This window comes from Streptomyces sp. NPDC005151 (genome assembly GCF_053599875.1).
In genome coordinates this window covers 1-13,515 of record NZ_JBSFYR010000086.1, presented here as the reverse complement: position 1 = coordinate 13,515, position 13,515 = coordinate 1, and the positions used below count along the sequence as shown (strand labels likewise).

Sequence of the window (13,515 nt, the reverse complement as noted above, 5' to 3'; positions counted from 1 at the left end):
TCTCACCGGTACTCCGACAGCCTGCGGTTGACCCCGGTGATCGCGGCGACCGCGGCCAGCGCGGCGAGAGCCGCCGCCCCGACCGGCAGCCCGCCGAGCGCCCCGCGCCCGTTCTTCGCGGCCCGGGTGAACTCGCCCTGCTCATGGGCGAGTGCCTGTTCCAGTGCGTCGTCCACCCGGTTGAAGGACTCCCCGGTGGAGTCCTTCGCCCCGATGATCTGCTTCAGCGCGCCCTCGTAGTCGCCGCTGTCGTCGGTCTTGCGGGCGGTCCGGTGGCGGGTCTGCCACTCGGAGACACCGCTGATGGCGTTCGCCACCGGCCCGCTCCCCTGGGAGTCGTCGGCGAGCTTCCTGGCCGTCCCCAGCTCATCGCCGAGGGCCTTCATGCCCGTGGTGTAGTCGGTCTCGTACTTGTCGTTCCTGCCGTCGGCGGTGAGCACCGCGCCGCGGGCGACCACGGTCAGGAGCTCATTGGCGCGTGCCTTCAGCGAGTTGATCCGTGCCTGATTGAGCACATCGAGCGACTGCTGCCCGTGCACATCGGCGTCCCGCAGCTCGGTGCGTGCGACCGTGTGTCCCACGGCCAGCCACAGCACCAGCACGGTGGACGCGGCGGTCGCGGCGAGCAGCCCGTGGTTGAAGACCCGGTTCGTCCTGCGGTAGTTGCGCCGCTGCGCCCAGAACAGCCCGCCCAGCACGACGGCACCGAGACCCAGCGAGAAGAACGGCCAGGTTCGCGCGGAGTCGTAGTCCTGGTCGAGCCGCCCGGTCTCCGCCGTGTAGAGCCGCTCGGCGGCGGGAAGGAGCTCCTTGGACATCTTCTGGTTCGCGTACCGGAGGTAGGCGCCGCCCAGCGGCAGCCCCAGCCGGTTGTTGGCGTGGGCCCGCTCGATCAGTCCGGTGTACCGGGGGAGTTCCTGGTTGAGCGTGGCGATCTCCTGGCCGGACGGCGACTCGGCGGCCGTGGTGGACGCCGCCTTCGCCAGCAGCCGGGACGCGTCCTCGATGTCCTTCTCGTACCGCTCGCGGACATCGCGCGGTTCCTGCGCCCCCGCCAGGAATCCGCTGGCCGCCGCGGTGTCGGCATCGGCCAGGGAGCGGTAGATGTTCGCCGCCTCGGCGCTCAGCGGCTGGCTGCGGCTCACCACGTCGTCGGCGGCGGCCGCCCGGTCGGAGACCTCGATCGCCGTCACGGCCCCGAACGCGACGACGAGCGCCGCCAGTACGGCCCCGATGATCTGGAGCCTGCCCGGTTCGGTCGTCGCCGCGGCGCGCAGCCGCGCCGCCGGCTCGGACCAGGCGCCGCGCCGCGGCGCGGGCACGGAAGCGGGCACGGGCGGCTGGGCCGGCACGTGGTCCGGCGCCGTGCGCACATTCGGCGGGTATGTCACGTGACCTCCCCCTCGGTCGCTGACGGTGGCCATTCCCCCGGCCGATCGGGGAACTGGTACCCGGCCAGAAGTATGGCCGCAGGGACCGACATCCACACCAGGAACGCCTGGATCCTGCATCGGTCCACGGATGCACCACACATTCGATCAAGGCAGGCGCCGCCGATCAAGACGAATCGGCGGAGCAATCCCCGAAGCGGACTGATCTTCCCACCCATGAACACGTTCGGGACAACTGATCGGTTCCCTTACGCAAGGGGCGTCCTGCGGCGTGATCGCCGCAGGACGCCCCTCTCGGTGACTGTCTGCCGAGGTGTCAGCCGTACTGTGCACGCAGCCTGCTGTGCACCTCCGGCGCCGCACCCGTGTGGTCCAGCCCCAGCAGCCCGGCCCCCAGCACCGGCGGCTCCCGCACCACCCGGACCACCGCCTTCGGGGCGCGTGCCGCGAGGAGTTCGGCGATCCGGTCGTCCAGCTGCGGGTGGCGCGCCGCCAGCACGCTGCCGCCCAGGACCACCGGTGCCTCCTCGTCCAGCAGCCCGAGGCGGGTCAGCGCGACCGACGCCATCGCGACGACCTCCTCCGCCAGCCGGTGCACGAGACCGCGCGCCACCGGGTCCCCGGCCGCACCGGTCGCGAACAGCACCGGCGTCAGCTCGTGCCGCCGCTCGAACGCGATGTGCCCCAGATGCAGCGCCTCGATCAGCGCGTACATCGAGTCGAGCCCGAAGTGCGCGGGCAGGGTGCGCGCCAGTTCGGTCGGTTCGCCGCGCCCGTCCTCGGCCCGCGAGGCGAACCACATGGCCTCCTCGGCGAGCCCCGAACCGCCGCCCCAGTCACCGGAGATCCGGCCGATGGCGGGGAAGCGCGCGGTCCGCCCGTCCGGCACCATGCCGACACAGTTGATTCCCGCACCGCAGACGACGGCCACGCCCCGGGGCTCGTCGACCCCGGCACGCAGTATCGCGAACGTGTCGTTGCGGACCTCCACCGTGCGACCCCAGTCACGGGCCCGCAGCGCCGCGGCGAGCGCCTGCTCCTCGACCGGGAGATCGGCATTGGCCAGACACGCCGACACATGCGCGACGGAGTCCACCGGCTCGCTGTACGCCCGCGCTTTCGCCAGCGCCTCGCCGATCGCCGAGGCCAGGACGTCCACGGCCACATCGATGCCGACGGTCGGCGGCTGGAAACCGCCTCCGCGCACCGAGCTCAGCAGCGTTCCGTCCGGTCCGATCAGGGCCACATCGGTCTTGCTGTTCCCCGCGTCGATGGCGAGGACCGCAGCGTTCACGCCCACGCGAGGTGCTCCCGGTTGTGCGCGATCAGCTTGTCGGTGAGCGCCTCGGCGTACTCGAACTGGCCGATCAGGGGGTGGGCGAGCAGCGCCTTGAACACTGCGTTTCTCCCACCCGTCCGCCCGGTGGCTCGGCCGCCGCGCAGCGCCGCTTCCAGGGCGAGGTCCTCGTACGCCGTCACGTTGGCGATCAGCCCCGCGTACAGCGGGTCCAGCTCCGGAACGGCGAGCGGCGTCGCACCCGTGCCGTCGACCCGGGCCTGCACCTCGATCACCGCGTCGTCCGGCAGGAACGGCAGCGTCCCCTTGTTGTACGTATTGACGACCTGCACCGCCGAGCCGCCCGAGCCCAGCAGCGAGGACGCCAGGTCCACGGCCGCCTCCGAGTAGAACGCGCCGCCGCGCTTGGCGAGCAGCGCGGGCTTCTCGTCCAGCGCCGGGTCGCCGTACATGGCGAGGAGTTCCTTCTCCATCGCGGCGACCTCCGCCGCCCGGGACGGCTTGGTGCCGAGCTCCCGCACGACCTCGTCGTGGGCGTAGAAGTACCGCAGATAGTACGAGGGGACGACGCCGAGCCGGTCGACGACCGCCCGGGGCATGTGCAGATCGTCGGCGATCGCGTCGCCGTGCCCGGCGAGCAGCTTCGGCAGGACGTTCTCGCCGTCAGGGCCGCCGAGCCGCACCCCGAGCTCCCACGTCAGGTGGTTGAGCCCGACATGGTCGAGGTGCACCTCACCGGGGGTGACGTCGAGCAGCCTGGCGAATTTCCGCTGGAAGCCGATGGCCACGTTGCACAGACCGACGGCCTTGTGACCGGCCTGGAGCAGCGCCCGGGTCACGATCCCGACCGGATTGGTGAAGTCGATGATCCACGCGTCGGGGTTGGTACGACGGACCCGCTCGGCGATGTCGAGGACGACCGGGACGGTGCGCAGTGCCTTGGCGAGACCGCCGGCCCCGGTGGTCTCCTGGCCGATGCAGCCGCACTCCAGCGGCCATGTCTCGTCCTGGTTGCGGGCGGCCTGGCCGCCCACGCGCAGCTGCAGCAGGACCGCGTCGGCGCCGGCGACGCCCGCGTCGATGTCCGAGGTGGTGACGATCCGCCCCGGGTGGCCCTGCTTGGCGAAGATCCGCCGGGCGAGACCGCCGACGAGGTCGAGACGGTCGGCCGCCGGGTCGACGAGCACGAGCTCCTCGATGGGCAGCGTGTCCCGCAGCCGGGCGAAGCCGTCGATCAGTTCAGGGGTGTAGGTGGACCCGCCACCAACTACTGCGAGCTTCATAGGTCAGCCCTTTACTCCGGTCAGTGTGACGCCCTCGACAAATGCCTTTTGAGCGAAGAAGAACACGAGGATCACGGGGGCCATGACCAGTACGGTCGCGGCCATGGTCAGGTTCCAGTCGGTGTGGTGTGCGCCCTTGAAGGATTCCAGGCCGTAACTGAGCGTCCAGGCGGCCGGGTTCTCGGAGGCGTAGATCTGCGGACCGAAGTAGTCGTTCCAGGCGTAGAAGAACTGGAACAGTGCGACGGCTGCGATGCCCGGCCTGGCCATCGGCAGCACCACCTTGAGCAGGGTGCGCAGTTCGCCGCAGCCGTCGACCTTCGCCGCGTCGAGGTACTCGTTCGGGATGGTCAGCAGGAACTGCCGCAGCAGGAAGATGGAGAACGCGTCACCGAAGGCCATCGGGATGATCAGCGGCCAGAGCGTGCCGGACATGTCCAGCTGCTTCGCCCAGAACAGATACATCGGGATGACGACGACCTGCGGCGGCAGCATCATCATCGAGATGACGAGCATCAGCGACAGCTGCCGGCCGCGGAAGCGGAACTTGGCGAGCGCGTACGCCACGGGCAGCGACGACACGACCGTGAGGACGGTGCCGAGTCCCGCGTACAGCAGGGTGTTCTTCCACCAGGTCAGGAAGCCCGGGGTGTCGAACACCTTGCGGTAGTTGCTCCACTCGAAGGGGTGCGGCCACAGATCCCGGGTCAGCGCCTGCTGGTCGCTCATCAGAGAGGTGAGGAACAGGAAGACGAACGGCAGCACGAAGAAGAGTGCGGCCGCGACGCCGAGCGCGTGCACGGCGATCCAGTTCAGCAGCGCCTTGCGGCGTGCGACTCGCTCGGCCGGGGTGGCCGGTCCGGCCGACGGGCCGGCGGCCTTGAGGGTGTCGAGAGCCTGCGCCACGTCACTCACCTGCCTGGATCAGCCCGCCGCGGCGCCGCATCAGCAGTGCGGTGAACGCCATGGCGAGTACGAAGAGAACGAGCGCGACCACACAGGCGGAGCCGTAGTCGAAACGCTGGAAGCCGAGGTTGTAGACGAGCTGCGGAAGCGTCAGTGTCGACTTGTCGGGATAGCCCGGTTCGAACAGCTGCCCGGAGCCGCCCATCACCCCCGAGGCGACCTTCCCGGCCACGAGCGGCTGGGTGTAGTACTGCATCGTCTGGATGATCCCGGTGACCACGGCGAACATCACGATCGGCGAGATGTTCGGCAGCGTGACGAAGCGGAACCGCTGGTACGCGGTCGCCCCGTCCAGCTCCGCCGCTTCGTACTGTTCCTTGGGCACGTCGAGCAGCGCGGCCATGAAGATCACCATCAGGTCGCCCACCCCCCAGACCGCGAGCGCGGTCAGGGCCGGCTTGGACCAGGTGGCGTCGGTGAACCAGCCCGGCGTGGGCAGCCCCAGATCGCCGAGGAGTGAATTGACCGGCCCCGTACCCGGGTTGAGCAGGAAGACGAAGCCCAGGGTCGCCGCGACCGGCGGCGCCAGGTACGGCAGGTAGAACAGGGTCCGGAAGACGCCCGTACCGGTCTTGATTTTGGTGATCAGCAGACCGATGCCGAGACCGAAGACGACCCGGCAGCTGACCATGACCACGACCAGCCACAGCGTGTTCCGCAGGGCGGGCCAGAACAACGTGTACTCGTTGAAGACGTACGACCAGTTCTTCAGCCCTTCGAACTTCGGGGGCGTGAAGCCGTCGTACTGGGTGAAGGAGAAATAGACCGTGGAGATCAGCGGGTAGGCGAAGAAGACGCAGAAGCCGATCAGCCACGGCGACATGAAGGCCGCCGTTCGCAGCGCCGCGCGGCGGCGCTTCGAACGGAGTGTGTACGTGGTCATCGCGGTTCTACTTCGCCTGTGCGATCGCCGCGTCGATTTCCTCGGCGGTCTTCTCCAGACCCGCCTTGATGTCCGTCTGCTTGCCCTGCTCGATGTCGAATCCGAGGTTCTGCAGGGACACCAGGTACGCGCCGCCGTTCACCGAGGGCGGGGTGGTGGTGCTCTTCGGGTTCGCGGCAATATCCAGGAACGTCTTGAACCGCGGGTCGTACTTCAGCTTCGGCGACTTCAGCGCCGCCAGCGTGGACGGAACGTTGTGAATGGCGTTGGCGAAGTCGACCACCGCGTCGGTGTCGGTCGTCATGAACTTCACCAGCTCCCACGCCGCGTTCTGCTTGGCGGAGGTGGCCGCGATGCCGGCGATGGTGCCGGTCAGGTAGCCCTTGCCGTACGTGTCGGCCTCGTCGTCGGCGACGGGCATCGGGGCCACACCGATCTCGAACTCCGGCTTGGTGTCCTCGGCCATGCCGAGCCGCCACTCGCCGTCCAGCTGCATGGCCACCTGGCCGGTGTGGAACGGGTGCTTGGCGCCCCACTCGTCACCGAACGTGGTGCGGAACTTCTCCAGCTTCGCGTAGCCGCCCAGGTCGTCGACCAGCTTCTTCTGCGTGGTCAGCATCGACGCGAACGCCGGGTCCTTGGCGATGTTCGACTTGCCGTCGCCGTCGAAGTACGTCGGGTTCCAGCCGCCGAGGTAGTGCTCGGCCGTCGACTCGTAACCGTGGTAGTTCGGCATGAAGCCGAGCTGCTCGTACGAGTCGCCCTTGGTCTTCGTCAGCTTCTTTGCGTCCGCGGCAAGTTCCGACCAGGTCTTCGGCGGGGAAGCGATACCCGCGGCCTTGAAGGCGTCCTTGTTGTAGTACAGCCCGTACGCGTCCCCGAGCAGCGGCAGCGTGCAGCGGACCCCGTTGAACTGGGTGTACTCGTTCATCGCCTTCGGGAACGTCCTGTCCGCGTCGATCCCGTCCTTCTTCAGGAAGGAATTCAGGTCGACGAACGCCTTGGACGAGCAGAACTTGCCCACATTGTTCGTGGTGAACGAGGAGACCACGTCCGGGGCCTTGGAACCGCCCGCCCGCAGCGCCTGGTTGATCTTGTCGTCGGTCATGTTGCCGACGACCTTCACATGGATGTTGGGGTGCGCCTTCTCGAAGGCGTCGACGGTGGCCTGAATTCCCTTGACCTCGTTCGGGGCACTCCAGCCGTGCCAGAAGGTGATGGTCGTCTCCTTGGACGCGTCATCGTGGGCACCGGAGCTGCTCTGACCGGTACAGGCGGAGGCGAGAAGGGATATCGCGGCGGTCGCGGCGAGCGCGGCGGCCGTCTTCCGGCGGTTTCCGGACATGGCGGTGTCTCCCGGTGAAGGGTTGGGGCAGGGAAGGGACGGACGTGCGAAGGGCGGGCGGGTCAGCGCGACGTGTCGAAGACTTCGTCGCGGGTGATGGCGAGGGCGCTCTCCAGTGCCCCGCGCAGTACGGGCCTGTGTGCGACGTCACCGATGATCAGCCGGGGCCGGGAGGCCGCCAGTTCGGCGAGCTCCCCCTGCACCCGGGCGCGCAGCGGTTCCCCGCCGGAGGTGATCAACTCGCCGGAGAGCACCACGAGTTCGGGGTCGAGTACGGCGACCATGGAGGCCAGACCGGTCGCGAGGCCGGTGGCGAACAGATCGAGGAGCCGGGCGTACGGGCCGTCCTCGTCCTGCTCCGCGGCCGCGGCGGCCCGGGTGATCAGGCCGGCCGCGACCTCGTGATGGGTGCCGGTGGCGCGGGTCAGCTCGTCGTCGATGCCGAGCTCCCCGGCCAGCCGGGACAGCACCTGGGCGCCCGCCAGCTCCTGGAAGCCGCCCGAGTTCGCCTTGGTGACCTGACGGACCAGCGGGACACCGGGCACCGGCAGGAAACCGACCTCACCGGCGCCACCGGTGAAGCCGCGGTGCAGCCGTCCGCCGATGACGAGGGCGGCGCCGAGCCCCTCCTCGTTCCACAGCAGGACGAAGTCGTCGTGGCCGCGGGCCGCGCCGAGCCGCTGCTCGGCCACCGCGACGAGGTTCACGTCGTTCTCGTACTCGACCGGCATCGGCAGGAAGGCGGCCAGCTCGTCGAGCAGGGTGGGGGAGTGCCAGCCGGGCAGGTGGGAGGCGTACCGCAGCCGCCCGGTACCGGGGTCGAAGGCACCCGGCGTGCCGATGACGACACGGTGCACATCTGCGCGGGTCAGCCCGGCCTCCTTGACCGCTCCGTCCAGCGCGTCCGCCACCTGCCGCACCACACTGTCGGCGCGCCGCCCGGGGGTGCGCAGCTCGAACTCGCCGACCGTCTCGCCGGTCACATCGGCGACGGCGGCGACGATCCGGTGGGCGTTCACATCGAGACCGGCGACATGGGCGGCACGGGCGTTCACCGCGTACAGCTGGGCATTGGGGCCGGGCCGTCCCGCGACGGTGCCGGTGGCGACGACCAGACCGGCCGCCTCCAGACGGGCCAGCAGCTGCGACGCGGTGGGCTTGGAGAGCCCGGTCAGCTTCCCGATCTTCGTACGCGAGAGGGGCCCGTGCTCCAGCAGCAGATCGAGGGCGGCCCGGTCGTTCATGGCCCGCAGGACGCGGGGGGTTCCCGGTGTCGTTCCGGCCATGCGTGCTGCACCTGCCCTCTGTTAGGAAAGTTTCCTATTTGGTGAGAGGACGGTACGGCGCTGCTGTCGGGTCGTCAATGGTCTGCGTCGAGGTGGCGGTCGAAGCGTTACTTGAGAGGTCGCCCGTGGCGCGCGGAGGGATCGCTTTCGCGCCGCGCCGCGCAGCCGTACCGGCCTTGATTCATATGTGATGTGCATCACATATGGCTGCGGGTTGTGGGTGTGACTGCTCGCAACCGTACCGATACTCCTTGTTCCGTTTCGTCGTGGAGTCTTGGTGAAACGGCAAGTTCTCTGCGCCTCAGGGGGATGTCGATGGCTCCCCTTGCTCACACAGCGTGCCGATCGGTGGTGCGGACAAATTCTGGCAAGTCCGTCAATTATGCGCTGCAAGTGCGTACGTGGGGTTTGTGATCGCGAACTCTGGTCTTGACGCCCGTAGTTGCCTGCCAGTTGGCACGAGAGCTTCGGGGGGCGTGAGGACCGGGGCTTCTCGTCCCCTATGCACATCAGAGGCTGATCGGCGTCGTGCTGATCGCCGGGGGCGGCTGCGCACTCGTCATCACGACGGTGCGTCTGCTGTCCTGATGTGTGGTTCGTGCCTCGGGAGGCCACACGTCATTTCGACATGTTCGGCGGCGGCGTGATCGGTGTCGCGGCCAGGGACTGCGGCGAGGTCGTGGATGCGTACGCCGAGGGGGCGGCCATGGCGGCCGTCGGGTCGGCCGACGACGGCTCGTCCGGCTGGGCCGGCACGCCACCGACCATCCGGATGCCCGCCTCGTCGAAGGCCAGCTTGATCCGCCAGCGCAGCTCGCGCTCCACGCCCAGCGACTTGCCCGGCATCGTCTTCGCCGTCACCCGGACCGTCATCGAGTCCAGGAGCACGGAGTCCAGCCCGAGGATCTCCACCGGACCCCACAGGCGCTCGTTCCACGGGTCCTCCTTGGCCATCAGCCCGGCGGCCTCGGTGATCACCGTACGTACCCGGTCGAGGTCCTCCGTGGGGCGTACCTGCACATCCACCCCGGCGGTCGACCAGCCCTGGCTGAGGTTGCCGATCCGCTTCACCTCGCCGTTGCGGACGTACCAGATCTCACCGTTGTCACCGCGCAGCTTGGTGACCCGCAGACCGACCTCGATGACCTCACCGGAGGCGACGCCCGCGTCGATGGTGTCCCCGACGCCGTACTGGTCCTCAAGGATCATGAAGACACCGGAGAGGAAGTCGGTGACGAGGTTGCGCGCACCGAAACCGAGCGCCACACCGGCGACACCGGCGGAGGCGAGCAGCGGCGCCAGATCGATCTGGAAGGCGCCCAGGATCATCAGGGCGGCCGTACCGAGGATCAGGAACGAAGCGACCGAACGGAGTACGGACCCGATGGCCTCGGAGCGCTGACGGCGGCGTTCCGTATTGACCAGCAGGCCGCCGAGGGCCGTGCCCTCGACGGCTTGGGCGCTGCGGTTCATCCGCTCGATGAGCTTGGTGAGAGCACGGCGGATCGCGATGCGCAACATGACCGCGATGACCGCGATGAGGACGATGCGCAGACCGGTGTTCAGCCAGGTGGACCAGTTCTCCTCCACCCAGCCCGCGGCGTGGCCGGCCTGCTTGGCGGCTTCGTCCAGCGAGCCGCCGGGCTCGGGTGACGGGGCTGCGGCCAACAGGGCGGACAGGGACACGGCGGAACCTCCAGATGGACGTGGGCTGACCAACCACACTAACGGGGCATCGGGAGTGCTCCGTTGCAGTGACGGAGGGGAGAGGCACGTCTCACCCGGGGATATGGAAGGGGCAGCCGGTTCCGGGAAGGGGTTGCGAGGCCGGGTGTGGCCGATCGCACATCGATCCCGGGACCGCTCCGGCAACGGCCTCTTCGGCACCTGTTCCGGCGCTTCCGGGCCGTGCGGACGGCAGGGAGCCGGGAAAATCCTTCCGGCCCGTTACCCGCACGTGGTGGCGGATTGGCCAGGCATGAGGAGAGACTGAGATCGGATCGTCCCGGCGCGAGCCACGCGCCGCCGGCGTACAAGGAGGCATCCACCGTGCCGCATGTCCTGGTTCTCAATGCGTCGTACGAGCCGCTCGGCGTCGTACCGCTCCGCCGCGCGCTCGTCCTCGTCCTGGAGAACAAGGCCATCTGCCTTGAGGAGTCAGGCGCCCTCATGCACAGCGCCACCCGCGCCATCCCAGCCCCGAGCGTCGTCCGCCTGAAGCGGTTCGTACGGGTTCCCTACCGGGGGCCCGTTCCACTGACCCGCCGTGCGCTCTTCGCCAGGGACGGCGGGCGCTGCATGTACTGCGGTGCTGCCGCGACCAGCGTCGACCATGTCATCCCCCGCAGCCGAGGCGGACAGCACGCCTGGGACAACGTGGTGGCGGCCTGCCGCCGCTGCAACCACTTCAAGGCCGACCGTCATCTGCCGGAGATCGGCTGGCGGCTGCACCAACAGCCCGCCCCGCCGACCGGCCTCGCGTGGCGCATCATCGGGACGGGCCACCGGGACCCGCGATGGCTGCCGTACCTGCAACCGTTCGGCGCGGACGACGCAATGGCCCGGATCGATGGCGTTTCAGCCTGACGATCCGGGCTTCTGCGTCTCGGGAGGACGGTTTCGCGGAGCGCCGCGCGCACCGCGGCTCAGTGGGAGCGCGGTCTCCGGGCGGAGGACCCGGGCCGGCACCGCGTGCGCGGGCGGAGCGATCGCGCCCCGGCCGCGACCGGCTCCTGGCGCACCATCGTGCGGGCCGAGCTGCACGACGACGCCCCGATGGCCCATGAGCGCCAACTCACCCCCCTAGCAGGCAATACGCCCCGGCCTGAGGTCTGGGACCTCAGGCCCGCGCGCCGCAGCCGCGCAGCAGGGCTGTGTATGCGCCCTCGGCCGCACGGCCCTCGACGGTGCCGGGCGGGGTGAGGGCGAGGAAGGAGCCGGTGTCACCGTGGTGGACGATCTTGCCGTCGTAGACGACGGTGACGTGGTCGGCCTCCTCGGCGAGGTCGGCGACGTCGTGCGTGGACAGCAGCACCCGGATGTCGCCGGTGAGCCCCGAGAGCATGTCCCTGAAGACGCGCCGCTGGTACGGGTCGAGCCCCGCGGTCGGCTCGTCGAGCAGCAGAACACGGGCACCGTGCACCAGCGCGCCGGCCACCCCGACCCGCCGCAGCTGGCCCCCGGAAAGGCGGTCGCTGCGCTCGTCCATCCGGTCGGCGAGGTCGACCTGGGCGAGGGACTTCCGGGCCCGTTTCCAGGCCTCGGGACGGCTCATGCCCTTGAGCCAGCCGATGTACGCGACGTACTCGCGTGCGGTGAGCCCGGGCATGGGGGTGATGTCCTGCGGCATCCACGCCACGTCCTGCCGGTACTGGCTTGTTCCCGCCGGGAGCCCATCGAGGTGGACACTGCCCCGCTGTGGGGTGGCGACCGAGGCCGCGAGTTTCAGCAAGGTCGACTTTCCCGCGCCGTTGGGCCCCAGGAGGATGGAGAGCCCTTCGGGGAGCGCGTAGTCGAAGTCCTGCAGGACAGGCTGCCGCCGACGCCGGTAGCGATAGGTGCAGCGGGTGAGTTCGAGGGTCACGGTGCCTTCCTCGGAGCGAAGATCAGGGCGGTCACGCCGGCGATGAACACCAGCAGGGAGACGACGGCCGCGGGAACGTCGTAGGCGGACTGCGGTACGACGGTCCACAGGCGTGGCACATGGCCACGAAAGCCGATGCCGACGACGAGAACGAGCCAGGCCACCGGCGCCAGGACCGCGGCCGGACCGGCCACGGCGCGCCCCAGAAGCATCAGACCGGCCAGGAAGAGCACGTTGCGGCCCGAGGCGGCGGCCTCCTGTGTACCGCCCCAGGCGGCGACCAGCAGGGCGCACCCGAGCGCCCCCGCGGCCAGCACGGCGACGAGCGCGGCGTCGTACCGGCGCATCGGCCGCACCCCGGAGTCCTCGGGTGCGGGGAGGCGCGATTCGAGGATCTGCATGAGGCAGGCGAGGACCGGCACGGGGACGAACAGGGTGAGGGCGACCCGAGGAGTACCGATGAGCGACGGCAGGACGACCCGGACGTTCTGCAACGCGAGCAGGGGCAGCAGGAAGGCGGCCAGCGCCAGCGGCATCATCACGTTCGCCCGTCGGGCGCCGATCCACCACCTCATGTGCTGCTCGCTGTGCAGGAGGAGTTGAGGGTGCTGCGGATCCACCGGGTCTGCTCGGCGGGCGCCCGGCCGAGAACGTCACGGACCTGGGCGCCGACTTCGCTCTCGATCTGCCGGCTCTGGGGGGTCACGGCTTCGCGCCTGCGGCGGTCCTGGTACGCCTCGACCTGTCCGGTACGGGTGGCGGCCCACAGATACACGGAGTGGGCCCGGACGACGGGAACCTGCGCGCAGCGGAACTTCAGCGCCCGGACCATGACCTGGTAGCCGGCCTTGTGCGGCTGGTCGGCCGACATGAGGCTCATCCTCCACACCCGGTCACCGGACCCGGCCGAGGCCGTCCCGGTGAGCAGGTCCTCGATCCGTGTGGGGGCGGTGCCGGGGACTCCGGCGGCATGCAGGGTGCGCAGTACGTCGGACGCTTCGCGCTGGGCCTGTGCCAGGTGTCCGGAGGCCACTTGCGGCATGCACACCCGGGGCTGTTCCCCCGTGCAGTCCACGGCGGCCAGGCCGGTGGCCATGGGAGGCGTGTGCGGCCAGTCCCGGGTGATGTGCTGAGCACCGAGGACACCGGCCAGGGCGACACCGAGCGCGAGAACACCGCGCAGTGCCCGGGGGCCGAACGGCAGCCAGAGAAGCATCAGGCCGATGGCGATGCCCCCTGCCAGCAGGACAGGCGCGGCCACGGACACCAGCCGGGGTACTTCACCGAAGCCGATGTCGGAGAACTGCCCGGACACATGGCGGAGCCAGTAGGGCGGTGTAGCCCGGGTGAAGGTGACTGCGACCCAGCCCACCACGGCAACCACCGGCCTCGGTGTTTCGCGGCGCTTTCAAAGTCGGTGACTGGGCGTCATCTCATGAAGAAGGTGCCCCGTTGACCTGCGATGATCCGGCTTGTCTAGG

The 13,515-nt window shown here is 69.5% G+C and carries 12 protein-coding genes; 1 reads left to right on the top strand and 11 read right to left on the bottom strand.

Annotation, left to right across the window (positions count from 1 at the left end):
- Window positions 1-2: 2 nt before the first annotated feature.
- From ACWD6R_RS32010 to ACWD6R_RS31975, 8 genes are all read right to left on the bottom strand, one after another.
- Entirely contained in the window at window positions 3-1,391 is a 1,389-nt protein-coding gene (locus tag ACWD6R_RS32010; RefSeq protein ID WP_451821904.1) for a hypothetical protein, read from the bottom strand.
- Between the two features lie 316 nt (window positions 1,392-1,707).
- Complete coding sequence (locus ACWD6R_RS32005; RefSeq protein ID WP_451821903.1) at window positions 1,708-2,691, bottom strand: N-acetylglucosamine kinase; 984 nt, start codon at window positions 2,689-2,691, stop codon at window positions 1,708-1,710.
- Window positions 2,682-3,971, bottom strand: a complete 1,290-nt coding sequence (locus tag ACWD6R_RS32000) for a 6-phospho-beta-glucosidase (protein WP_451821902.1) — start codon at window positions 3,969-3,971, stop codon at window positions 2,682-2,684. Before ACWD6R_RS32000 ends, ACWD6R_RS32005 begins: the two co-directional genes overlap by 10 nt.
- Before the next feature lie 3 nt (window positions 3,972-3,974).
- Window positions 3,975-4,877 (bottom strand): carbohydrate ABC transporter permease, encoded by a 903-nt coding sequence (locus ACWD6R_RS31995; protein WP_451821901.1) that lies wholly within the window; start codon window positions 4,875-4,877, stop codon window positions 3,975-3,977.
- A 1-nt stretch (window position 4,878) separates the two neighbouring features.
- Entirely contained in the window at window positions 4,879-5,820 is a 942-nt protein-coding gene (locus tag ACWD6R_RS31990; protein WP_451821900.1) for a carbohydrate ABC transporter permease, read from the bottom strand.
- A 7-nt stretch (window positions 5,821-5,827) separates the two neighbouring features.
- Window positions 5,828-7,165: an ABC transporter substrate-binding protein gene (locus ACWD6R_RS31985; protein ID WP_451821899.1), complete on the bottom strand. Its 1,338-nt coding sequence runs from the start codon at window positions 7,163-7,165 to the stop codon at window positions 5,828-5,830.
- 62 nt (window positions 7,166-7,227) lie between these two features.
- Entirely contained in the window at window positions 7,228-8,451 is a 1,224-nt protein-coding gene (locus tag ACWD6R_RS31980; protein ID WP_451821898.1) for an ROK family transcriptional regulator, read from the bottom strand.
- Window positions 8,452-9,069: 618 nt separating this feature from the next.
- On the bottom strand, window positions 9,070-10,137 hold the full coding sequence (locus tag ACWD6R_RS31975) for a mechanosensitive ion channel family protein (protein WP_451821897.1): 1,068 nt from the start codon (window positions 10,135-10,137) through the stop codon (window positions 9,070-9,072).
- Between the two features lie 363 nt (window positions 10,138-10,500).
- Between ACWD6R_RS31975 and ACWD6R_RS31970 the strand changes: the two genes are divergently transcribed.
- Complete coding sequence (locus ACWD6R_RS31970; RefSeq protein ID WP_451821896.1) at window positions 10,501-11,037, top strand: HNH endonuclease; 537 nt, start codon at window positions 10,501-10,503, stop codon at window positions 11,035-11,037.
- Between the two features lie 253 nt (window positions 11,038-11,290).
- Here the strand turns inward: ACWD6R_RS31970 and ACWD6R_RS31965 are convergent, their stop codons facing one another.
- The 3 genes from ACWD6R_RS31965 to ACWD6R_RS31955 are packed head-to-tail and all read right to left on the bottom strand — an operon-like array spanning window position 11,291 to window position 13,406.
- Window positions 11,291-12,034, bottom strand: coding sequence for an ATP-binding cassette domain-containing protein (locus tag ACWD6R_RS31965; protein ID WP_451821895.1), 744 nt, complete (start codon window positions 12,032-12,034; stop codon window positions 11,291-11,293).
- Window positions 12,031-12,609 carry a hypothetical protein gene (locus tag ACWD6R_RS31960; protein ID WP_451821894.1) on the bottom strand — a complete coding sequence of 193 codons (579 nt, stop codon included), beginning with the start codon at window positions 12,607-12,609 and terminating at the stop codon, window positions 12,031-12,033. Before ACWD6R_RS31960 ends, ACWD6R_RS31965 begins: the two co-directional genes overlap by 4 nt.
- On the bottom strand, window positions 12,606-13,406 hold the full coding sequence (locus ACWD6R_RS31955; RefSeq protein WP_451821893.1) for a hypothetical protein: 801 nt from the start codon (window positions 13,404-13,406) through the stop codon (window positions 12,606-12,608). Before ACWD6R_RS31955 ends, ACWD6R_RS31960 begins: the two co-directional genes overlap by 4 nt.
- Window positions 13,407-13,515: the final 109 nt, after the last annotated feature.